Source organism: uncultured Pseudomonas sp. (assembly GCF_913777995.1).
Classification (GTDB): Bacteria; Pseudomonadota; Gammaproteobacteria; order Pseudomonadales; family Pseudomonadaceae; genus Aquipseudomonas.
This window is the reverse complement of sequence record NZ_CAJYVE010000051.1, coordinates 1-20,836: the sequence shown is the minus strand read 5'-3', so window position 1 is coordinate 20,836 and position 20,836 is coordinate 1. Positions and strand designations below refer to the sequence as shown.

Sequence of the window (20,836 nt, the reverse complement as noted above, 5' to 3'; positions counted from 1 at the left end):
GCTGGTGGATGACTCGGGTTCCGCGCGACAATCGCGCCTTTGCAAGCGGTGTGCTGGAGCGGTGATGCGAGTCGATTGGGACATTTTCTGTGATGTCGTGGATAACTACGGTGACGTAGGGGTGACCTGGCGCCTGGCTCGGCAACTGGTGGCCGAGCACGGTGTCGCGGTGCGCCTGTGGATCAACGACCTGGCCGCATTCGTGCGCCTGTGCCCCGAGGCCGATCCGCAGGCCACCCGGCAGCTGCAGGCCGGTGTGGAGATCCGGCACTGGGCTGCGCCATGGCAGCCAGAGCCGATAGCCGATGTGGTCATCGAGGCGTTCGCCTGTACCTTGCCGGCCGCTTATGTCGAGGCCATGCGCCAGCGTGAAACGCCGCCGTTGTGGCTGAATCTCGATTACCTCAGTGCCGAGGCGTGGGTAGGCGGTTGCCACGGTCTGCCATCGCCGCAGGCCAACGGGCTGAAGAAGTGGTTTTTCTTTCCTGGCTTCGACGAGCGCACCGGTGGCTTGCTGCGCGAGCAGGGGCTGGTTGCACAGCGCCAGGCCTTCCAGGCCGACCCGGCAGCCCGCCAGGCCTTTCTCGCCTCGCTGGGTGTACAGCCTGCAACGGGGGCCAGGCTCATTTCGCTGTTCGCCTATGAGAACTCCGGCCTGGGGAGCTGGCTGGATGCCTTGGTGGCAGAAGGGCGGGCCACTCATCTGCTGGTGCCCGAAGGGCGCATCCTCGGCGACCTGCAGGCCTGGCTGGGCGAGCACGGGCTGACGGCCGGTGCCATTCGCCAGCGTGGCGTCCTGACCGTGCAGGTCTTGCCGTTCATCCGCCAGGAGCAGTACGACCGTCTGCTATGGAGCTGCGATTTCAACGTGGTGCGCGGCGAGGATTCCTTCGTGCGCGCGCAGTGGGCCGGGCGACCGATGCTCTGGCACATCTACCAGCAGGACGAAGGGGCGCACTGGCCCAAGCTGGACGCATTTCTGCAGCTTTATCTGGATGGCCTGCCGGCGCCGGCCGCCGAGGCGACCAACGGCCTGTGGCGTGCCTGGTGTGCCGGTGAAGAGCTGGCCAGCCATTGGCGGCAGCTCCAGGCGCATTGGTCACAAGTCGTCGAGCATGCTGAACATTGGTGCCAACGTCAGGCTGCGCGGAGCGATCTCGCCACGGCGCTGGTGCAGTTTTATCGAAATTCGCTATGATACGCGGCCTTGATATCAGGCTCTGTACGGAAAGCGGCCTGCGCAGGCTATTTCTCGTACAGAGCCTTCTGCTAATTCCATCCAAATTCGGATATATGCAATGAAAACTGGTAAAGAGCTGAAACCCGGTACCGTGATCCGTATCGACAACGATCCTTGGCTGGTACAAAAGGCCGAGTTCACCAAGTCCGGTCGTAACAGCGCGATCATGAAGACCAAGCTGAAGAACCTGCTGACCGGCTACAAGACCGAGACCGTATACGGCGCAGACGACAAGCTGGACGACGTGATCCTGGATCGCAAGGAAGCCACCCTGTCCTACATCAGCGGTGACAGCTACACCTTCATGGACACCACCGACTACACCATGTACGAGCTGAACGCCGAAGATATCGAGGCCGTTCTGCCGTTCGTCGAAGAAGGCATGACTGACGTCTGCGAAGCCGTGTTCTTCGAAGAGCGCCTGGTTTCCGTAGAGCTGCCGACCACCATCGTGCGTCAGGTCGACTACACCGAGAACGCCGCTCGTGGCGACACCTCCGGCAAGGTCATGAAGCCTGCCAAACTGAAGAACGGCACCGAGCTGCAGGTTGCCGACTTCATCGAGATCGGCGACATGATCGAGATCGATACCCGCGAAGGCGGTTCTTACAAAGGCCGCGCCAAGTAATTTCGGCGCTGTCCTGGCGGCATGAGAAAGCCCGCGCATTTGCGCGGGCTTTTTCGTTACTGCCGGTTTGTTACACGGTTACGTGCAGGCGTACATCGACATTGCCACGGGTGGCGTTGGAGTACGGGCAGACCTGGTGAGCTGCATCGACCAGTTCCTGCGCCTGGGCCTGGTCCAGGCCGGGCAGGTTGATGTGCAGGTCGATATCCAGACCGAAGCCACCCGGAATCTGACCGATACCGACGTGCGCGGTAATCGAGGCGTCGGCCGGGATGCTGCGCTTGCTCTGGCTGGCGACGAATTTCAGTGCGCCGATGAAGCATGCCGAATAGCCAGCGGCGAACAGCTGCTCAGGGTTGGTGGCCTCACCACCGGCACCGCCCAGCTCTTTGGGGGTGGCCAGTTTCACGTCGAGGACGTTGTCGCTGGAAATCGCACGGCCGTCACGGCCACCGGTGGAGGTTGCGACTGCGGTGTAGAGCGCTTTCATGGTGTTACCTCTCTGAGTGAAATGTCGCGCATTTATTTTGCGCGCTAACTAATGTGAGTTGAAATGTAGCTCGCAATAATTTTGTGCGCAAGTTAAATGTTGAAAATTTTTTCAGCCTGAGCACTCGCACGCCTTGCAGCTGCACCGCTGAAGCCGCTTTGCCGGGTCAAGAACACAGGGCCCGGTAGGCGCGACTTCAGTGGCGAGAAGCGGTCGATCTAGAAACTGTAGGTGCCTGTGACCACCAGGCTGCGCGGGTCGCCTACGCGGATCTGTGCGGCACTGGTGGCTGAGCTGTAGTAGGTGCGGTCAGTGAGGTTGCTCAGCGCCGCGCGCAGGTCCCATTCCTTCTGGCGGTAACCGGCCAGGACATCCCAGCGCCCATAGCCGGGCAGTACCGTGGTGTTCTGGTTATCGGCATAGCGCTGTCCGACCAGGGTCACGCCGGTTTCGGCATACCAGCCGCCTTCCGGTTTCCAGGTCAGGAACAGACTGCCGTTGCGCTTGGCCACGTTGCTCACGCGGTTACCGGCCAGGCCGTTGTTGTCTTCGACGATAGTGGCGTCCTGAATGCCGACACCACCGCGCAGGTACCAGTTGCCCACCAGTTGGCCACTGGCGGTCAGCTCTACGCCACGTGAGCGTTGCAGACCGGTGAGGATCGTCAGGCTCGGGTCGTTCGGGTCAGTGGTGCGGCGGTTGTAAAGCTCCAGCTCGTAGAGGGCCAGCGTGGTGCTCAGGCGGTCGCCCAGCCAGTCGCTCTTAACGCCGACTTCCTTCTGTTTGGTCAACTCCGGGCTCAGTTCGTTGGCGTTGCCGCTCGTCCCAGGGGTGATGCCGATCAGGCCGCCGCCGACCGGTGAGAAGGTCTTGGTCCAGGACGCGTAGAAGGAGTGCTCCGGCAACGGCGTCCAGACCACGCCCACTCGTGGGCTGGTGCTATGGCTGTCGCGCGCTTCACTGATGCCGCGAACACGGTTGGTGGTTTCCACCTCGAAGCGGTCGTAGCGCAGGCCGCCGAGCAGTTGCCATTGGTCATTGAGGCGCAGCTGGTCTTGGACGTACAAGGCGCGGCTGTCGACCTCGGTGTAGTTGTGGCTGGACAACGTCATGCGGCCGGTGTGGCTCTGGCGCCGGTCCGGATTGTAGAGGTCCAGGGTTGGTACGGCCTGGCTGCCCGCGCCACTGGTCGCGGCGGTGTAAAGCCTGGGGTCACGGCGCTGGCTGCCAACCTCGACGCCAGTCAGCAGGCGATGCTCCAGGCCAAAGGTCTCGATGCGACCTTCCAGTTCCAGGTTGTTGAAGACGTTGCGGGTGCGCAGGTCCTGTTGCCAGCGCTGGCGCGTCACACGATTGGTGGCGGCGGTGTAGCCAGTCAGGTAGGTGTTGTCGAAATCGCTGTCGAGCTGGAACACCCCCAGGGTCTGGCGCAGTTGCCAATCGAGGTTGATGTCGTAGCTGAGCCTGGAACGCAGTGATTGCGCCTTGTCATCGATGTAATCGCGGTTGTCGCCGTAGGTGGTGTCGCGACCGACGTCAGCCGGGCGGCCGCCGACCCCGGGGATGCCGCGATCCGGGGTGCGATCGAAACGGCTGTATTCGTACTGCACCAGCCAGTTCAGCGCCGGGGTGAGCTGCCAGCTCATCGAGGGGGCGAACAGCTGGCGATGGCTGGAAATACCGTCACGAAAGCTGTTGGCATCCATGTTGCCCATGTTCAGACGCAAACTCAGGGTATCAGTCGGGTCCGTGCTGAGGTCGGCATACAGGCTGCGCAGGTCGTTGCTGCCGCCCTGGGCTTCGAGGCTGGATCGGCGGCCGACCTGCGGTGCCTTGCTGACCCGGTTGACGATGCCTCCCTGGCTGCCACGGCCGTACAGCACGGCGGCCGGTCCCTTGAGCACCTCCAGACGTTCGATGTTGTGCAGGTCACGCACGTACTGGCTGTCGTCGCGGATGCCGTCGAGGTAGAAGTCGTTGCTGGCATCGAAGCCACGAATACGCAGGCCATCGAAGCGTGTATCGGAACTGTCGCTGACGTTGGGCAGCCCGTTCAGGGCGGCTCCCAGGCTCTGCGTTCCGTAGTCCAGCACGTTGCTGGTCTTTACCGTATCGATGGCCTGCGGCACATAGCGTACCGGGGTGTTGGTGCGGGTCGCCGTACTGACGTCCTTGACCCGTGGGTTGGTCTCTTCCTGTTCATTGCTGGCGTTGATGGCGGTTTCTGGCAGCGTGGTGGAGGCGGCGCAGGCGAAGCCGGCCCCGAGCAGGGCAGAGATGCCGAAGGCCAGGGGCGACAGACGCGATGGGGCAGACATGGGGGGAGCATCCTAGGGTGATGGCAGTGTGTTATTAAAAGGATGCGAATGTTAATGCTTGCTATTTACTGTTGCGAAAGCATTCTAGGCCATTCGGCCATGAAGTCGTTTCAGGATGTGTCAGCCTGGATTTGCGGTTATCCTGCCCGGCCTGGCTTGCAGGTTGCCAGGCCGGGCGGCGGAGTGGTCAGAGATATTCCTGAAGGCTGTCGCGCAGTGCGAGTAACTGGCCTTGCAACTGGCGCAGACGTTCCATATCCAGACCGCTGGCGGCGAGGATGCAGTTGGGGACGTCCTTTGCCTGGGCTTGCAGGTCGCGGCCTTTCTGGGTGAGGTGCAGCAGCACCACACGCTCGTCCTGCTTGCTGCGCACCCGGTCGAGCAGGCCTTCGCCTTCCAGGCGCTTGAGCAATGGCGTCAGCGAGCCGGGATCGGTGAGCATCCGTGTGCTGACCTCGCCCACGGTCAGGCCATCGCGCTCCCAGAGCACCAGCATCACCAGGTACTGCGGGTAGGTCAGACCCAAGGCCTGCAGCAAGGGCTTGTAGGTCTTGGTCATCATCAGCGATGTCGAATACAGCGCGAAGCACAGCTGGTTGTCGAGCTGCAAGGCGTCGCAGCCAGCGGGTGTGTCGGTCATGGGTACTCCTGATGGATCGAGGCAGTGGGCTAATTTAGTGTTGTGATCTTTAATGCGCCAGATGATTCGTGCAGGTCGCTGACCTCAGGGTCTTGTGGAAGCTTGGGCCCAGTCGAGGAGTGTGTGTGATAGAGGTGTTGATCTACATGTTGTTGGGCGCTGCCATGGGCACATTGGGCGGCCTGTTCGGCATTGGCGGCGGGCTGGTGGCCATTCCGGCTCTGGGCGTGCTGTTCGGCCTGGACCAGCAGTTGGCCCAGGGCACAGCGCTGTTGATGGTCCTGCCCAACGTGCTGCTGGCCCTGTGGCGCTACAACCAGCGCAATCGCATCCACCTCAGACACGCCCTGATGCTCATCGTGCCCAGTTTCATCTTCGCCTGGCTGATGTCGCTCTGGGCAGTAGGCCTGGATCCGCAAGTCATGCGCCTGGGTTTCGTGGGGTTCCTGGTGGTGCTGATCCTGTTCAACCTGATGCAGATGCTGCGCCGCAGCCCACGGCTCGGCAGCGGGCTGCAACGCGAGAACTGGCTGTGGCTGCTGGGGGTGGGGTCCGGCATCACCGGTGGACTGTTCGGGGTCGGGGGCGGAGTGGTCGCCACGCCGATCCTTACCAGCCTGTTTGGTGCCAGCCAGGTGGTGGCTCAGGGGCTGGCGCTGTCACTGGCGGCACCCAGCACGGGCATTACCCTGCTGACCTACGCTTGGCACCACCATGTTGACTGGCACATGGGCGTGCCGCTGGCGGTGGGTGGTCTGGCCAGTATCAGCTGGGGGGTCAAGCTGGCGCATTCGATGCCTGAGCGTCTGCTGCGCCTGCTGTTCTGCCTGTTTCTGGTGGTCTGCGCGGTGATCCTGGCGCTCAAGGTCTGAGCCGCGGCGCCAGTGGCATCAGCGCTTGACCTGCTTGAGGGTCTCGGCAATCAGGAACGCCAGTTCCAGCGACTGGTCGGCGTTCATGCGCGGGTCGCAGTGGGTGTGGTAGCGATCCGACAAGCCATCTTCGGTGATCGGTCGTGCACCGCCGATGCATTCGGTGACGTTCTGCCCGGTCATCTCGATGTGAATACCCCCGGCATGCGTCCCTTCGGCCTGGTGGACTTGGAAGAACTGCTTCACTTCGCTGAGGATCTGCGCGAAGTCGCGGGTCTTGTAGCCGCTGCTGGCCTTGATGGTATTGCCATGCATCGGGTCTGAACTCCACAACACCTGACGGCCTTCACGTTGCACCGCGCGGATCAGCCCCGGCAGGTGATCGCCGACCTTGCCGGCGCCCATCCGCGCGATCAGGTTCAGGCGGCCCGGGTCGTTGTCCGGGTTGAGGATGTCGATCAGGCGGATCAGGTCGTCGGTGTTCATGCTCGGGCCGACTTTCACCCCGATGGGGTTGTGCACGCCGCGCAGGAATTCCACGTGCGCACCGTCCAGCTGCCGGGTGCGGTCGCCGATCCACAGCATGTGCGCCGAACAGTCGTAGTAATCCTGGGTGAGGCTGTCGCGGCGCACGAAGGCTTCTTCGTAATTGAGCAGCAACGCCTCGTGGGCGGTGAAGAAGCTGGTTTCGCGCAGTTGTGGCGCACTGTCCAGGCCGCAGGCACGCATGAAGGCCAGGGTTTCGTCGATGCGGTCGGCCAACTGGCTGTATTTTTCAGCCAGCGCCGAGTTGGCGATGAAGTCCAGGTTCCACTGGTGTACCTGATGCAGGTCGGCGAAGCCGCCCTGGGCGAAGGCGCGCAGCAGGTTGAGGGTGGCAGTGGACTGGTGGTAGGCCTGCAGCAGGCGCTCGGGGTCCGGCACCCGGCTGGCGGAGTCGAAGCCGATGCCGTTGACGATGTCACCGCGGTAGGCGGGCAGGGTCACACCATCAATGGTCTCGTCGTTGGCCGAGCGCGGCTTGGCGAACTGCCCGGCCATGCGTCCGACCTTGACCACCGGACAGCCGGAGGCGAAGGTCATGACGATAGCCATTTGCAACAGCACCTTGAAGGTGTCGCGGATCTTCGCCGCAGAAAACTCGGCGAAGCTCTCGGCGCAGTCACCGCCCTGCAGCAGGAAGGCTCGGCCCTGGGTCACTTCGGCGAACTGGCGGCGCAGTTCGCGTGCCTCGCCGGCGAACACCAGCGGCGGAAAGCCGGCCAGGGTGCTTTCCACGCGTTGCACCTTGGCTGCGTCGGGGTAAAGAGGTTGTTGCTGGATCGGCAAGGCCCGCCAGCTGTCCGGGCTCCAGGGTCGATTCATTATTGGCTCTTGTGAGGGCAGATCGGAGGCCGCATGGTAGCAGTTCCTGCATCGGCGGCCGTTGCGCCTGCGCCGATAATTGTGACAAAGCCGCCCGCTTGGCCGACAATCCGCGCCTGTGCCGTCAGGCGCATCCGCCAGCCGCCAGGAGAAAGCATGAGTCAGGAGCGTGAAGAACGGGTCCTCGCCGAAGTCCATGATGATTTCGGTGTGATCCGTGTACTGGAGGTCGAGGACTATCGCTTCCTCGAATTCGGCGAAGCCATCGAGCAGAGCTGTACCTTCACCGCCGACCCCAGCTGGCTGGAGTACGACTACACCCGTGCCATGCTGATCGGCGCGCTGTGCCACGAGGCGCCGGAAAGTGCGCTGTTCCTCGGCCTGGGCGCCGGGACCCTGACCCAGGCGTGCCTGAAGTTCCTGCCGCTGGAAGATGTCGAGGCCATAGAACTGCGCCCCGACGTGCCACGCCTGGCCATGCAGTACCTGGGGCTGGATGACGACCCGCGGCTGTATGTGCGCATCGGCGACGCGGTGACCCTGCTGGACAGCGCCGAACCCGCCGACCTGATCTTCGTCGACCTGTACACCGACGTGGGGCCGGCACCCGGCCACCTGGCCTGGAATTTCCTGGAAAACTGCCAGAAGCGCCTGAATCCCGGTGGCTGGCTGGTCATCAACCAGTGGGCCACCGATGACGGCCGCCCGTTGGGCGCCGCATTGCTGCGTGGCCTCTATCACCGCCATTACTGGGAGCTGCCGGTGAAGGAGGGCAATGTCATCCTGCTGGTCCCTGCCGACCTCGACCAGGTCCTGGATGCCGACGGCCTTCTGGATCGCGCTCAGGCGCTGGCACCGCGCCTGGGTTACAGTCTGGAGTCGCTGATCCGGGACATAAGGGCGGCCACCTGACGAGCGGGCGAGACGGAACGTCGCACCCCGGTCAGCGTAGCGACAGAAAATTGTCAGCGAACATGAATCGATTTAGCGGCGATGTCCGCGCAATCGATTGCGCAGTGCACAAAAGTGGCGAAAATGCCCGTTGTTGGGTGTTTGCAGCGAGACATGTTTCATAAAAAAAACCATCACCTGTGCGGTCAATTCCGGTATAGTGCGCGCCGGCCTTTTACAGGGCCGTCGTTCAGAGGGATGCAATTGCCGGAGCCTGCTTCGGTCGCTGGTTCGCAAGCCGAACCATCCTGAACGATCCATTCATTCATTGTTTTCGCAAATCCCCGCCACAAAGCAGCCAGGGTGACTCTTGAGTCGTACACGGCACGCGCAGCTTTGCAGCATGGGTCTTTGCGGATGCACCAGAGGCAGACCCATGACCCAGGAAACCGGCGGCTTCGCCGCTCTCGACCTTCATCCGAATATTGTTGCTGCGGTAATCGCCACCGGCTACGAAGAGCCATCGGCCATCCAGCAGCAATCGATCCCGATCATCCTTGCCGGTCACGACATGATCGGCCAGGCACAGACCGGTACCGGCAAGACTGCAGCGTTCGCGCTGCCGATCCTCAACCGTATCGATCCGAGCAAGCGTGAGCCCCAGGCCCTGATCCTGGCGCCCACCCGCGAGCTGGCCCTGCAAGTGGCCACCGCCTTCGAAACCTATGCCAAGCAGATGCCGGCGGTGAACGTCGTCGCCGTCTACGGTGGCGCCCCTATGGGCCCACAACTCAAGGCCATCCGCAACGGCGCACAGATCATCGTCGCCACGCCGGGCCGCCTGTGCGACCACCTGCGTCGCGACGAGAAAGTCCTGGCTACCGTCAACCATCTGGTACTCGACGAAGCCGACGAAATGCTCAAGCTGGGCTTCATGGATGACCTCGAAGTGATCTTCGACGCCATGCCGGAAAGCCGCCAGACTGTCCTGTTCTCGGCGACCCTGCCGCCGTCGATCCGTGCCATCGCCGAGCGCCATCTGCGCAACCCGCAGCACGTCAAGATCCAGACCAAGACCCAGACCGTCACCAAGATCGAGCAGGCTCACCTGCTGGTCCACGCCGACCAGAAGACCAACGCGGTCCTGAGCCTGCTGGAAGTCGAAGACTTCGACGCGCTGATCATGTTCGTGCGTACCAAGCAGGCCACCCTGGACCTGGCCAGCGCCCTGGAAGCCAAAGGCTACAAGGCTGCTGCGCTGAACGGCGACATTGCCCAGAACCAGCGTGAGCGGGTCATCGACTCTCTCAAGGATGGTCGCCTGGACATCGTCGTCGCCACCGACGTCGCCGCCCGTGGCCTGGACGTACCGCGTATCACCCACGTGTTCAACGTCGACATGCCGTACGATCCCGAGTCCTACGTGCACCGTATCGGCCGTACCGGCCGTGCCGGTCGTGAAGGCCGTGCCCTGCTGCTGGTGACTCCACGCGAGCGCCGCATGCTGCAGGTCATCGAGCGTGTCACCGGCCAGAAGGTCGCCGAGGTTCGCCTGCCCGATGCGCAGACCATCCTCAGTGCGCGCATCAAGAAGCTCACCAACGGCCTGGCGCCTCTGGTGGCCGATGCCGAAGCCAGCCATGGCGAACTGCTGGATCGCCTGACCACCGACATCGGCTGCTCGCCGCGTGCCCTGGCTGCTGCGTTGCTGCGCAAGGTCACCATGGGTCAATCGCTGACTCTGGCCGACATCGAGCGTGAGCGTCCGCTGGTGCCGAACAGCGCCCCGCGTGCCGATCGTGGCGAGCGTGGTGATCGTCCTGAGCGCGAGCGTCGTGCACCTATGCCGCTGGGCGAAGGCCGTGCGCGCTGCCGTACTGCCCTGGGCGCCCGTGATGGTATCGCCGCCAAGAACCTGCTGGGCGCGATCCTCAACGAGGGTGGCCTGGCACGTGATGCCATCGGCCGCATCCAGATCCGCGACAGCTTCAGCCTGGTGGAACTGCCTGAAGAAGGTCTGGATCGTCTGCTGGCCAAGCTGAAGGACACTCGTGTGGCCGGCAAGCAGCTCAAGCTGCGCCGCTATCGCGAAGACTGATCCGTCAGGTACGAAAAATCCCCGAGCGATCGGGGATTTTTTTTGCCTGTTCGGCAGGTGGCGGTAACGAGCCTGTGCGAGCAGCCTCAACCGAAGCGATAGATGTCCATGCCCAGTGCGCCGAGGGTGAAACCCTGGTGGGCGATGCTGAATGCACCGCCTGCGCCGCGGGCGAAGTACAAAGGCAGCAAGTGCTCGTCGCTGGGGTGATTGCGCTGTGCATGCGGCGCCTGGCGGCGGTAGTCGTGCAGGGCGCTGTCATCATCGCTGGCCAGCTTGTCGACCATCCAGTCGCGAAACTCCAGCGCCCAGCCGGTGGCGTTCTCGGGGCCGGCCTGCCAGTCCAGTTCGCGCAGGTTATGGGTGATGCTGCCTGAGCCGACCAGCAGGATGCCCTGCTCGCGCAGGCTGGCCAGGGCGCGCCCGGCACGTGTCTGCAGAGCGGGGCCGTGCTGGCTTGGCAGCGATACCTGGACGATGGGGATGTCGGCCAGCGGATACATCAGGCCGATCGGCACCCACACACCATGATCGAAAGGTCGTCTCGGGTTCAGCTTGGTCGGCAGGCCGTGGGCTTCGAGCAGGCTGGCGACTTCGGCAGACACCTCGGGTGCACCCTGGGCCGGGTACTGCACCGCGTAGAGGGCTGGGGGAAAGCCGCCGAAGTCATGCCAGGTCTCCGGTTGCGGGTTGACGTTCACTTCCAGCTGCTGGCTCTCCCAATGCGCGGAGACGATGACGATGGCGCGCGGGCGTGGCAGGCTGGCTGCCAGGCGTGCCAGGGCCGGACCGCTGGCGCCCGGCTCCAGGGCGAGCATGGGGGAACCGTGGGAGATGAACAGGCTGGGCAACATGAGCGACACTTCCTGAAAAACGTGATGACTCATCTTCCGGCAAACGACTCATCAAAATCTAATATAAGTTTTTCGGCTTTTTCATCGAATTCATTGGAGGATCCATGGAGCCCGAATTCTGGCACCACCGCTGGGCCATCGAGCAGATCGGCTTTCACCAGCCTTTGCCCAGTGCTCACCTGCAACGCTATTGGCCCGGCCTTGGGCTGCTGCCCGCTAGCCGGGTGCTGGTGCCCTTGTGCGGCAAGAGCCTGGACATGACCTGGCTGGTGGAGCAGGGCTATCAGGTGGTGGGTGTCGAGCTGTCGGACAAGGCGGTACTGGGCTATTTCGCCGAGCGGCAGGTGGAGCCGGTCGTTTCGCGTCGCGGCGCCTTCGACGTGTATGAGGGCGGTGGCTGCCAGCTGTGGTGCGGTGATTTTTTCGAGCTGACACCTGAACTGCTCGGCCCTTTGCATGCCCTGTACGATCGTGCGGCGATGGTCGCCTTGCCGCCGGCCATGCGTGAGCGTTATGTGGCTGTGCTGGATCGCTTGCTTGCGTCGAGCTGCCGCGGCCTCTTGGTGGCCCTCGATTATCCGCAGGAGCAACTGGAGGGGCCGCCTTTTGCGGTATCTGCCCAGGAGGTTGGGCAGCTCGCGCGTTGGGGGTGGGAGGTCAGCCTGCTGGAAACCCTGGATGACCTGCCGAATAACGCCAAGGCGCGCCAGGCTGGGGCGACGCACTTCAACGAGCAGGTCTACCGCCTACAGCGCTGAGCGGGCAAGGCAGCGTGCAAAAGAAAGGGCGACCCGTGGGTCGCCCTTTCTCTGTACGCCTGGTATCAAGCGCGGCGGCGCAGCGCCTCGATACGTTCTTCCAGCGGCGGGTGGCTCATGAACAGGCCAGCCAGGCCATGCTTGAGGCCTGCGTTGATACCGAAGGCGCTCAAGGTCGCTGGCATCTGCACCGGCACGCCCTGTTCGGCCTGCAGGCGCTGCAGGGCGCCAATCATCGCCGGGGTGCCGGCCAGCTGTGCACCGGCTTCGTCGGCACGGTACTCGCGCTTGCGCGAGAACCACATGACGATGGCGCTGGCCAGGAAGCCCAGGACCAGCTCGGCGAAGATGGTGGTGATGTAGAAGGCGATACCCTGGCCGTTTTCGGTCTTGAAGATCACCTTGTCGACGAAGTTGCCGATGATGCGGGCAAAGAACATCACGAAGGTGTTCACCACGCCCTGGACCAATGCCAGGGTGACCATGTCGCCGTTGGCGACGTGGCCGATCTCGTGGGCCAGCACGGCCTTGACTTCATCGGGCGAGAAACGCTCCAGCAGGCCCTGGCTGACTGCGACCAAGGCGTCGTTGCGGTTCCAGCCGGTGGCGAAGGCGTTGGCTTCGTAGGCGGGAAAGATGCCGACCTCCGGCATCTTGATGCCGGCCTCGCGGGACAATTGCTCGACGGTCTGCAGCAGCCACTGTTCGTGACGGGTGCGCGGCTGGGTGATGACCTGGGTCCCCGTGCTCATCTTGGCCGACCATTTGGAGATCAGCAGCGAGAACAGCGAACCGGCGAAACCGAACACGGCGCAGAACACCAAGAGCTGATTGAGGTTCAGATCGACCCCGTTGGCCGCCATGAACCCGTTGAAGCCGAACAGGCTCAAGGTGATGCTGGCAATCAGCACTACCGCCAGGTTGGTGGCCAGAAACAGCAAAATGCGCATCATGATCGAAAGGTTCTCCTCGGATAAATATGCAGCGCGATGCCGGGTATATAAGGTGCCGTCTGTTGCTATTCAACAGAGGGACTATTTCAAACTGTGTCGCCCCCTCTCACTCCAGAGTAAAAGCGTCAAGCTGAACGCTGGCTGAGTCAGGCAGCAATGCACGGGGCTGGCTGGCAGATGTGAGGCGTAGTGAGGGGAGGGCGGCCCGATGCGGGGCCGGGCCGCCCTGGCAGGCTTACTGGCGGTAGCCCTTGAGGAAGTTGCCGATGCGGCCGATCGCCTGTTCCAGGTCATCGACGCGAGGCAGGGTGACCACGCGGAAGTGGTCAGGCCACGGCCAGTTGAAGGCGGTACCCTGAACGATCAGCAGCTTTTCCGAGAGCAGCAGGTCGAGCACGAATTTCTCGTCGTTGTGGATCGGGCAGACCTTGGGGTCGATACGCGGGAAGGCGTACAGCGCGCCCATGGGCTTGACGCAGCTGACGCCAGGAATGTCGTTGAGCAGTTCCCAGGTGCGGTTGCGCTGTTCCAGCAGGCGGCCCGGGGGCAGTACCAGGTCATTGATGCTCTGGTAGCCGCCCAGGGCGGTCTGGATGGCATGCTGGCTCGGTACGTTGGCGCACAGGCGCATGTTGGCGAGGATGTCGATACCTTCGATATAGCTCTGCGCGGCCTGCTTGGGACCGGAGATCGCCAGCCAGCCGGAGCGGAAGCCGGCCACGCGATACGACTTGGACAGGCCGTTGAAGGTCAGGCACAGCACGTCGGGGGCCAGCGAAGCGGTGCTGATGTGTACGGCCTCGTCGTAGAGAATCTTGTCGTAGATCTCGTCGGAGAACACCACCAGGTTGTGCTGGCGGGCCAGTTCGAGCATGCCCAGCAGTACTTCCTTCGGATAGACCGCACCCGTGGGGTTGTTCGGGTTGATGATCACCATGGCCTTGGTGTTCGGCGTGATCTTGGCCTTGATGTCGGCCAGGTCAGGCCACCAGTTGGCCTGCTCGTCGCACAGGTAATGCACCGGGTTGCCGCCGGCCAGGCTCACCGCCGCCGTCCACAGCGGGTAGTCGGGCGCCGGGATCAGCACCTCGTCGCCGTTGTTGAGCAGGGCCTGCATCGACATCACGATCAGCTCGGAAACGCCGTTGCCCAGGTAGATGTCTTCAATGCCGACGCCTTCGACCTGCTTCTGCTGGTAATACTGCATGACCGCCTTGCGGGCGCTGAACAGGCCCTTGGAGTCGCTGTAGCCTTGTGCGGTTGGCAGGTTGCGGATGACGTCCTGGAGGATTTCCTCGGGAGCTTCGAAACCGAATGGCGCCGGGTTGCCGATGTTCAGCTTGAGAATGCGGTGGCCTTCTTCTTCCAGGCGTTTGGCGTGCTTGAGCACCGGCCCGCGAATGTCGTAGCAGACGTTGGCGAGCTTGTTCGATTTGCTGAACTGCATGTTGAGGATCCTGAAGATGGACGTGCGGCAACGAAAGACGGCATCGAGGGCCATGAACCCGGCTCGGCGTGCCGGCTGGACAGGCTGGACCCGGGGCCGTGAAAAAATCGGTTTGTCTGCCTGGGATGCGGGTGACAGACTGATGACTGATGAGGCGCAATCATACGTGCCACCTGATCGGTGGAAAAGACACAGATCGGGCTTTTTCGGATCCGGAGGTGTACCCGTGGACAAGTTGCACAAGACCCTTGAAGATTGGCGGGCGATGCTCGACCCGCAGCAGTACCAGGTTTGCCGGTTGAAGGCGACCGAGCGGCCCTTTACCGGCAAATACAACGACACCAAGACCCCTGGCATCTACAAGTGCATCTGCTGCGGCCTGCCGTTGTTCGACTCCCAGACCAAGTTCGATTCCGGCTGTGGCTGGCCGAGTTTCTACGCGCCGATCGATGGTGCGGCCGTGGTCGAGGTGCGTGACACCAGCCACGGCATGATCCGCACCGAGGTGGTCTGCGCCAAGTGTGATGCACACCTGGGCCACGTGTTCCCGGACGGCCCGCCGCCTACCGGCCTGCGTTATTGCATCAACTCGGTGTGCCTGGACCTGGAGCCGGCCTGAGTATCATCGCTGCTTCCCCTCTGACTTGGAGACCGCCATGTCCCAGAACCTGCTGGATATTCCCTGCACGACCCTCGACGGCCAGCACAAGACCCTCGGCGACTATGCCGGCAAGGCACTTCTGGTGGTCAACACGGCCAGCCAATGTGGTTTTACGCCCCAGTACAAGGGGCTGGAGCAGCTCTGGACGACCTATCGCGAGCGGGGGCTGGTGGTGCTGGGCTTTCCGTGCAACCAGTTCGGCGCCCAGGAGCCTGGCGATGCCGGGCAGATCGCGGCTTTCTGCGAACGCAACTACGGGGTCAGTTTCCCGATGTTCGCCAAGGTCGAGGTCAACGGCAGTGACGCGCATCCTCTGTTCGTCGAACTCAAGCGCCGCGCACCGGGCGTGCTGGGCAGCCAGCGGATCAAATGGAATTTCACCAAGTTCCTGCTCAGCGCCGATGGGCGCCAGGTCCGGCGTTTTTCGCCAATGACCAAGCCCGATGCGTTGCAGAAGGATATCGAGACTTTTCTAGACTGACGTCTGATGCGCCTGGGCATCGCTGGCCAGTCCCGGCAGCCACTGTTCGAGCAGTCCGAGCAGCTCGGCCTGGCGAAACGGCTTGGCCAGGTAGTCGTCCATGCCGGCAGCACGGCAGCGTTCACGCTCTTCGGGCATGGCATTGGCGGTCAGCGCGATGATGGGCAGGTGGGGCCAGCGGCCACTCTGGCGGATCTGCCGGCTGGCTTCATAGCCGTCCATGACCGGCATGTTGCAATCCATCAGCACCAGGTCGAAGCGCTGGTGTTCGAGGCGTTCCAGCGCTTCGGCACCGTGGCCGCAGATGGTCACCTGGCAGCCGAGGCGAGTGAGCATGCCTTTGGCGACCATCTGGTTCACCGAATTGTCTTCCACCAGCAGGATGCGCGCCCGGTGTGAGGCATCTGTCGTACGCGGCTGCTGCTCTGACATTTCCGGCAGTTCCGGACGCATGACCCGGCGCAGCGTCTGGTACAGGGCGTGGCGCGCCAGCGGCCTGGCCTGTTGCTGCAGCGGAGCCAGGACGCTGACCTGCTCGGCGGGCATGAAGTTGCCATAGGCGGTGACCAGCAGGATCGGAACGCTGGTAACGCGTCGGATCTCGAACAGGCATTCGGGGCAGTCGGTGATCAACAGCTGTGGTGGCTCGCTGCACTCCAGGAAGGTGGGGGCCTCGTCTATGCCATGGCGCTCCATCTCGATGCCCCAGCCCGGCAGCAGGCTCCCCAGCAGCTCGACCAAGCCGCTGCCGGCGGCGCTGATCACGGTGACCCGGCCATTCAGGCGCCCCAGCGCGAGTGCCTGGGTGTGCCAGGGCAGTGGCAGCTCGGCCTGGAAGCGGCTGCCGAAGCCTGGCTGCGAGTCGATGCTCAGCTGACCCTGCATCGCATCGCACAGGTTGTGGGTCAGTGCCAGGCCCAGCCCGGTGCCGCCGAACTGCCGGGTGATTGCCGTTTCGGCCTGGGTGAACGGCTGGATGATCTTGGTCTGGGCTTCGCGGGGGATGCCGATGCCGGTGTCACGCACCTCGATGCATACCCGCTGCTGCTGCGCGCCAGCATCCAGATAATGGCTGAGGCGTACGTCGACGCGCCCGAAACGGGTGAACTTGAGTGCGTTGGACAGCAGGTTGCTGACGATCTGTCGCACTCGGGTCGGATCGCCCAGCACCAGTGCCGGGAAGTCCGCAGCGATCAGGCAGGTCAGCTCGACGCTGGGCGCCGCGTTCTGTGACAGCAGGGTCGCGGTTTCCTCGGCCAGGCGGCCAAGGTCGAAGGGGATGCGCTCGAATTCCAGGTGTCCGGCATCGAACTTGGACATGTCGAGGACATCGTTGAGCAATTCCACCAGGACCTTGCCCGAGTCGTGGGCGATCATCAGCTGCTGGCGCTGTTCCGGGCTCAGCGTGCCGTCCAGCGACAGGGCGAGCATGCCCAGCAGTCCGTTGAGCGGAGTACGGATCTCGTGGCTCATGTGAGCGAGGAAAGCAGCCCGCGCCTGAGCCATTTCCAGGGCCGTGCTGCGGGCCTGTTGCAGTTCTTCGTTGTACTGGCTCAGGCGCAGGTTGCTCGCCTCCAGCTCGCGGGTGCGGGTCGAGACGATACCTTCCAGCTCATCCAGATGACGGGTCAGGCGGTTCTCGGCATTGCGGCGCCGGGCAAATTCGTTGGCGACGATCTCGATCTGCAGGTTGAGGGTGTCTACCAGCACGCCGATTTCATCGGTCTCGTGCCCGGATGGGCAGATGAGTTTCTGCTGTTCCCGGCGCCGTGGGTCGTGATAGGTCAGGTCGCGGATCACGCCGACCAGGGGCTTGGTCAGGGTGAGGTAGAACAGGATGCAGAGAATCGCTGCCAGCGCCAGGCTGCGAACGAAACCGCTGATCAGGGTGATTTCCGAACGCTGCAGGAAGGCACTGCCGAAGACGTAGGTGTCGACCGTCAGGCTCAGGGTGCCGATCCGTTCGTCCGGAGCGTTGTCCAGCCGCAGCGGCTGACTGAACTGGCGGGTCTCGCCGAACAGGAAATCGCTGAGCAGGCGCAGGCGACCCTGGTTGATCGGGCGTTCGACGCTGGCCAGCACCATGCCGCTGTTATCGGTGAGTCGTGCGCTGATCACGGCGGGGGACTGCAACAGGCCCAGGGTCAGTTCCTGGGCGAGTATGGCGTCGATGTTGTAGGCGATTCGTGAGGCCGGATTGTGGCTGATTTCCAGCAGCGAACGAATTTCACGGTCGATGGCCGCGTCTTCGCTGGCATAATCCAGGCCTATCTGCAGCGCACTGAGCAGTGTTCCCAGTATGAAGCCGACCACTACGGCCAGGCGCGCCTGCTTGAACGACAACCTGTTAGTGAAGGCTATATCCATTGCGTACTGCCACTTCCCGTGAGGTGCGCACGTAGCATAGCCGATTGCGAGGCGGGATAAATTGGTTGATACCCAAGGAGATACCGTGGATTCCCGGTTGAATGCTTTTCTCGAACGCGCCGAAGCCGTACTGGCCCGGCTGGAGCCGCTGTTGCCGGCCCTGCGCGAGCCGGTGGACTGGTCGCAGGCCCTGGCGGCACGCTGGGTGCGCGAAGGCCGCACGGGCTACCTGATGCCGCTGGAAGTGAGCCTGGACATGCGTTTGTCCGACTTGATCGGGGTGGATCAGCAGCGTGACCAGCTGGCCCGCAATACCCGCCAGTTCATCGATGGCCTGCCGGCCAACCACGCGCTGTTGTGGGGCTCGCGGGGTACCGGTAAATCCTCTCTGGTGCGCGCGCTGCTCGCCGAATACGCTCAGGCCGGTCTGCGCCTGATCGAGATCGAGCGTGATCACCTCGGCGACCTGCCGCGGGTGGTCGAGCAGCTGCAGGCGCTGCCGCAGCGCTTCGTGCTGTTCTGCGACGACCTGTCGTTCGAAACCGGGGAGGGCGACTACCGGGTGCTCAAGAGCGTGCTGGATGGCTCGCTGGAGCAGGCCCCGGACAACGTCCTGCTTTACGCCACCTCCAACCGCCGCCACCTGGTGCCGGAGAAGGAAAGCGACAACGCCAACTGGCAACGCGTCGACGGCGAACTGCACCCCAGCGAGGCGGTGGAAGACAAGATCGCCCTGTCGGACCGCTTCGGCCTGTGGCTGTCGTTCTATCCCTTCACCCAGCCGCACTATCTGAATGTCGTCGAGCACTGGATCGGCCAGCTCGCCGCCCAGGCCGGGCTGCAATGGCAGCGCGACGAAGCGCTGGACGTGCTGGCGGTCCGCTGGGCCACCGGGCGCGGCAATCGCAACGGCCGCTGTGCCTATCAGTTCGCCCGTTACTGGGTGGGCCTTCAATTGCTGGAGCAACAACCATGATCGATCTGAACGAGGCGGGCGCGGGCCTGCAGGGTTATGAGCTGCTGGCTGCCCAGCTCGAGGCGCTGCTGGCTGGCGAGCGGGACTTCATCGCCAACGCTTCGCAGTTTTCGGCCTTTCTGTATAGCCAGGTGGACGACCTGAACTGGGCGGGTTTCTACCTCAACCGTAACCAAGAGCTGGTGCTCGGCCCGTTCCAGGGCCAGGTGGCCTGCGTGCGCATTCCGTTCGGGCGTGGTGTGTGCGGGGCCGCCGCGCAAAGCCTGCAGACCCAGCGGGTCGAGGATGTGCACGCGTTCCCTGGGCATATCGCCTGTGACAGCGCGTCGAACAGCGAGCTGGTGGTGCCGTTGGTCAAAGCGGGGCGTCTGATCGGGGTGCTGGACCTGGACAGTCCGAAGCTGGCGCGTTTTGGTGTGGAGGATCAGCGGGGTATCGAGCGGCTGGCGGAAATCTTTCTGCAGTCCAGCGACTGCTGAGGCGGGCAGAGCCGGTGCGCAGCCAGGCTGCGCACCGGTGAACGGTCAGTCGTAGATGACCTTCTTCTTCCATTCGGTTTCTTCGGCGTCCGCCTTCAGGCCTTCGGTCAGGGCGTTTTCGTCATTTTCGGTCGGCGCGGTGTTGGTCAGCACGATCGAGTTGACCCGCGCCAGGGATTTCTCCATGGCCGCCAGCTGCGCCTGGTAGGTCACCGGGTCTGGCTGGCTGCGCAGGTACTGTACGCCACGCTCGAATGCCAGACGCGCCTGGCCAGGTTGATCCTGGTTCATGGCTTCCTGGCCGAGGGTGTTGAAGAACTCGATGTGCAACATCACCAGAATATGACGAATCTCGCGGATCCAGTGCTTGGCTTCGCTGGTGTGCAGAAAGCCGTCGTGGGCCGCGCGGGTTACCTGGCCATGCAGGGCTTCGAGCAGAAAACGCACGTCCTTGGCCTTGGCTTCGGTCTGGATCGGGGTGGCCTGGTTGGTCACCGGGATGGCCTCGCCCTTGGCGACCAGCTCCTTGAGTTCCTCGGCGCGGAACTTGAGCTGGGCGTTGGTCTTGTCCAGGTTCAGCATGCGTTGCACGACGTTGAGTTCAAGGCGCGTGAGCAGCAGCTTGAGGGCGGGGGACATCAATTGGCCAGGAAACGTCTCGGAGATTTCCGAACAGCGACGCAAGCGGTCGCTGAGCTCGACCTTGGTGCGGGCCGTATCCAGTTTCTTGTTCTCGGCCACGTGGTTCAGGTAGCCGATTGCTATAAGCAGTGCGATACCGACCAGTATGAGCACCGTGATCATGATAGGTGTCACTGTGCAAACCTCTATAAGTCCAGATGTGATGGGGCGAGTGTAGTGGCTAAGCACTACTGCGCCTAGTAGCTACGCTTGTTTCAGTTCATGTCGAGCCGAGGGCCAGGGCTCCGGCCTGGGGGCGCACCATGCCGACAATGTCTGCATTGAAGTCACGGATGCTCCTTAGTTGAGCTTATCTGCCAATTCCCACAAAACTTGATGGCGACGTCTTACAAACCGACCTACGGTGAGGATTCCTTTGTTTAGGGCGAAGTGGTTGATTTCAATAAATTTTCACTAGGGGCTTGACGCTCTCCCAAAGCATCCCTAGAATGCGCGCCACTTGCAGCGATAAGCCCACAACGCTACGCAGCAGGGAGTGAATGTTGTAGTGTGTCCCCTTCGTCTAGTGGCCTAGGACACCGCCCTTTCACGGCGGTAACAGGGGTTCGAGTCCCCTAGGGGACGCCAATAAGCGGGAATAGCTCAGTTGGTAGAGCACGACCTTGCCAAGGTCGGG

General features: G+C 62.9%; 19 protein-coding genes and 1 tRNA gene. 11 read left to right on the top strand and 9 right to left on the bottom strand.

Annotated features, from left to right (window positions below; all coding sequences use genetic code 11):
* Positions 1–64 precede the first annotated feature (64 nt).
* The gene (gene earP, locus QZ497_RS20490) at positions 65–1,198 is read left to right on the top strand and encodes an elongation factor P maturation arginine rhamnosyltransferase EarP (RefSeq protein ID WP_295478862.1); all 1,134 of its coding nucleotides are present in this window, start codon (positions 65–67) and stop codon (positions 1,196–1,198) included.
* 100 nt (positions 1,199–1,298) lie between these two features.
* A complete protein-coding gene (gene efp / locus QZ497_RS20485; RefSeq protein ID WP_295478859.1) occupies positions 1,299–1,868 on the top strand; it encodes an elongation factor P in 570 nt (189 codons plus the stop codon).
* A 70-nt stretch (positions 1,869–1,938) separates the two neighbouring features.
* Here the strand turns inward: efp and QZ497_RS20480 are convergent, their stop codons facing one another.
* The 3 genes from QZ497_RS20480 to QZ497_RS20470 form a co-directional block, all read right to left on the bottom strand.
* The gene (locus QZ497_RS20480; RefSeq protein WP_295478856.1) at positions 1,939–2,358 is read right to left on the bottom strand and encodes an organic hydroperoxide resistance protein; all 420 of its coding nucleotides are present in this window, start codon (positions 2,356–2,358) and stop codon (positions 1,939–1,941) included.
* Positions 2,359–2,576: 218 nt separating this feature from the next.
* Entirely contained in the window at positions 2,577–4,676 is a 2,100-nt protein-coding gene (locus tag QZ497_RS20475) for a TonB-dependent siderophore receptor (RefSeq protein WP_295478853.1), read from the bottom strand.
* Between the two features lie 187 nt (positions 4,677–4,863).
* Positions 4,864–5,316: a MarR family transcriptional regulator gene (locus tag QZ497_RS20470; protein ID WP_295478849.1), complete on the bottom strand. Its 453-nt coding sequence runs from the start codon at positions 5,314–5,316 to the stop codon at positions 4,864–4,866.
* Positions 5,317–5,441: 125 nt separating this feature from the next.
* On the opposite strand from QZ497_RS20470, the gene QZ497_RS20465 reads away from it, so the two are divergent.
* Positions 5,442–6,188 (top strand): sulfite exporter TauE/SafE family protein, encoded by a 747-nt coding sequence (locus tag QZ497_RS20465; protein WP_295478847.1) that lies wholly within the window; start codon positions 5,442–5,444, stop codon positions 6,186–6,188.
* Between the two features lie 18 nt (positions 6,189–6,206).
* Here QZ497_RS20465 and QZ497_RS20460 read toward each other — a convergent pair whose 3' ends face one another.
* On the bottom strand, positions 6,207–7,553 hold the full coding sequence (locus QZ497_RS20460) for a class II 3-deoxy-7-phosphoheptulonate synthase (protein ID WP_295478844.1): 1,347 nt from the start codon (positions 7,551–7,553) through the stop codon (positions 6,207–6,209).
* 156 nt (positions 7,554–7,709) lie between these two features.
* On the opposite strand from QZ497_RS20460, the gene QZ497_RS20455 reads away from it, so the two are divergent.
* On the top strand, positions 7,710–8,465 hold the full coding sequence (locus tag QZ497_RS20455; protein WP_295478841.1) for a spermidine synthase: 756 nt from the start codon (positions 7,710–7,712) through the stop codon (positions 8,463–8,465).
* A 382-nt stretch (positions 8,466–8,847) separates the two neighbouring features.
* Positions 8,848–10,542, top strand: a complete 1,695-nt coding sequence (locus tag QZ497_RS20450; RefSeq protein WP_295478838.1) for a DEAD/DEAH box helicase — start codon at positions 8,848–8,850, stop codon at positions 10,540–10,542.
* Positions 10,543–10,628: 86 nt separating this feature from the next.
* Here the strand turns inward: QZ497_RS20450 and QZ497_RS20445 are convergent, their stop codons facing one another.
* Positions 10,629–11,396 (bottom strand): class III extradiol ring-cleavage dioxygenase, encoded by a 768-nt coding sequence (locus QZ497_RS20445; protein WP_295478834.1) that lies wholly within the window; start codon positions 11,394–11,396, stop codon positions 10,629–10,631.
* Positions 11,397–11,500: 104 nt separating this feature from the next.
* Between QZ497_RS20445 and QZ497_RS20440 the strand changes: the two genes are divergently transcribed.
* Entirely contained in the window at positions 11,501–12,154 is a 654-nt protein-coding gene (locus QZ497_RS20440; protein WP_295478831.1) for a thiopurine S-methyltransferase, read from the top strand.
* Between the two features lie 65 nt (positions 12,155–12,219).
* On the opposite strand, the gene htpX is transcribed toward QZ497_RS20440, so the two are convergent.
* Both htpX and QZ497_RS20430 read right to left on the bottom strand, forming a co-directional pair.
* Positions 12,220–13,107: a protease HtpX gene (gene htpX / locus QZ497_RS20435; RefSeq protein WP_295478828.1), complete on the bottom strand. Its 888-nt coding sequence runs from the start codon at positions 13,105–13,107 to the stop codon at positions 12,220–12,222.
* Between the two features lie 235 nt (positions 13,108–13,342).
* Complete coding sequence (locus QZ497_RS20430) at positions 13,343–14,554, bottom strand: pyridoxal phosphate-dependent aminotransferase (protein WP_295478825.1); 1,212 nt, start codon at positions 14,552–14,554, stop codon at positions 13,343–13,345.
* Between the two features lie 226 nt (positions 14,555–14,780).
* On the opposite strand from QZ497_RS20430, the gene msrB reads away from it, so the two are divergent.
* Together msrB and QZ497_RS20420 are read left to right on the top strand one after the other, a co-directional pair.
* Positions 14,781–15,173 (top strand): peptide-methionine (R)-S-oxide reductase MsrB, encoded by a 393-nt coding sequence (msrB, locus tag QZ497_RS20425; protein ID WP_295478822.1) that lies wholly within the window; start codon positions 14,781–14,783, stop codon positions 15,171–15,173.
* Positions 15,174–15,210: 37 nt separating this feature from the next.
* Positions 15,211–15,696, top strand: a complete 486-nt coding sequence (locus QZ497_RS20420; protein WP_295478819.1) for a glutathione peroxidase — start codon at positions 15,211–15,213, stop codon at positions 15,694–15,696.
* On the opposite strand, the gene QZ497_RS20415 is transcribed toward QZ497_RS20420, so the two are convergent.
* Positions 15,688–18,063, bottom strand: coding sequence for a response regulator (locus QZ497_RS20415; protein ID WP_295478816.1), 2,376 nt, complete (start codon positions 18,061–18,063; stop codon positions 15,688–15,690). The two genes, QZ497_RS20420 and QZ497_RS20415, sit on opposite strands and share 9 nt — an antisense overlap.
* 85 nt (positions 18,064–18,148) lie before the next feature.
* Here QZ497_RS20415 and QZ497_RS20410 point away from each other — a divergent pair, with 85 nt between their 5' ends.
* Both QZ497_RS20410 and QZ497_RS20405 read left to right on the top strand, forming a co-directional pair.
* Positions 18,149–19,039: an ATP-binding protein gene (locus tag QZ497_RS20410; protein WP_295478813.1), complete on the top strand. Its 891-nt coding sequence runs from the start codon at positions 18,149–18,151 to the stop codon at positions 19,037–19,039.
* Entirely contained in the window at positions 19,036–19,518 is a 483-nt protein-coding gene (locus QZ497_RS20405; protein WP_295478810.1) for a GAF domain-containing protein, read from the top strand. Before QZ497_RS20410 ends, QZ497_RS20405 begins: the two co-directional genes overlap by 4 nt.
* Before the next feature lie 45 nt (positions 19,519–19,563).
* On the opposite strand, the gene QZ497_RS20400 is transcribed toward QZ497_RS20405, so the two are convergent.
* Positions 19,564–20,322: a hypothetical protein gene (locus QZ497_RS20400; RefSeq protein WP_295478807.1), complete on the bottom strand. Its 759-nt coding sequence runs from the start codon at positions 20,320–20,322 to the stop codon at positions 19,564–19,566.
* 389 nt (positions 20,323–20,711) lie between these two features.
* Between QZ497_RS20400 and QZ497_RS20395 the strand changes: the two genes are divergently transcribed.
* A tRNA-Glu gene (locus QZ497_RS20395) sits at positions 20,712–20,787 on the top strand.
* Positions 20,788–20,836: the final 49 nt, after the last annotated feature.

Excerpts from the sequence above, each read along its gene's own strand:
- earP (WP_295478862.1), top strand. The coding sequence starts at position 65 with ATGCGAGTCGATTGGGACATTTTCTGTGATGTCGTGGATAACTACGGT.
- efp (WP_295478859.1), top strand. The coding sequence starts at position 1,299 with ATGAAAACTGGTAAAGAGCTGAAACCCGGTACCGTGATCCGTATCGAC.
- QZ497_RS20480 (WP_295478856.1), bottom strand. The coding sequence starts at position 2,358 with ATGAAAGCGCTCTACACCGCAGTCGCAACCTCCACCGGTGGCCGTGAC.
- QZ497_RS20475 (WP_295478853.1), bottom strand. The coding sequence starts at position 4,676 with ATGTCTGCCCCATCGCGTCTGTCGCCCCTGGCCTTCGGCATCTCTGCC.
- QZ497_RS20470 (WP_295478849.1), bottom strand. The coding sequence starts at position 5,316 with ATGACCGACACACCCGCTGGCTGCGACGCCTTGCAGCTCGACAACCAG.
- QZ497_RS20460 (WP_295478844.1), bottom strand. The coding sequence starts at position 7,553 with ATGAATCGACCCTGGAGCCCGGACAGCTGGCGGGCCTTGCCGATCCAG.
- QZ497_RS20455 (WP_295478841.1), top strand. The coding sequence starts at position 7,710 with ATGAGTCAGGAGCGTGAAGAACGGGTCCTCGCCGAAGTCCATGATGAT.
- QZ497_RS20450 (WP_295478838.1), top strand. The coding sequence starts at position 8,848 with ATGGGTCTTTGCGGATGCACCAGAGGCAGACCCATGACCCAGGAAACC.
- QZ497_RS20445 (WP_295478834.1), bottom strand. The coding sequence starts at position 11,396 with ATGTTGCCCAGCCTGTTCATCTCCCACGGTTCCCCCATGCTCGCCCTG.
- QZ497_RS20440 (WP_295478831.1), top strand. The coding sequence starts at position 11,501 with ATGGAGCCCGAATTCTGGCACCACCGCTGGGCCATCGAGCAGATCGGC.
- htpX (WP_295478828.1), bottom strand. The coding sequence starts at position 13,107 with ATGATGCGCATTTTGCTGTTTCTGGCCACCAACCTGGCGGTAGTGCTG.
- QZ497_RS20430 (WP_295478825.1), bottom strand. The coding sequence starts at position 14,554 with ATGCAGTTCAGCAAATCGAACAAGCTCGCCAACGTCTGCTACGACATT.
- QZ497_RS20420 (WP_295478819.1), top strand. The coding sequence starts at position 15,211 with ATGTCCCAGAACCTGCTGGATATTCCCTGCACGACCCTCGACGGCCAG.
- QZ497_RS20415 (WP_295478816.1), bottom strand. The coding sequence starts at position 18,063 with ATGGATATAGCCTTCACTAACAGGTTGTCGTTCAAGCAGGCGCGCCTG.
- QZ497_RS20405 (WP_295478810.1), top strand. The coding sequence starts at position 19,036 with ATGATCGATCTGAACGAGGCGGGCGCGGGCCTGCAGGGTTATGAGCTG.
- QZ497_RS20400 (WP_295478807.1), bottom strand. The coding sequence starts at position 20,322 with ATGATCACGGTGCTCATACTGGTCGGTATCGCACTGCTTATAGCAATC.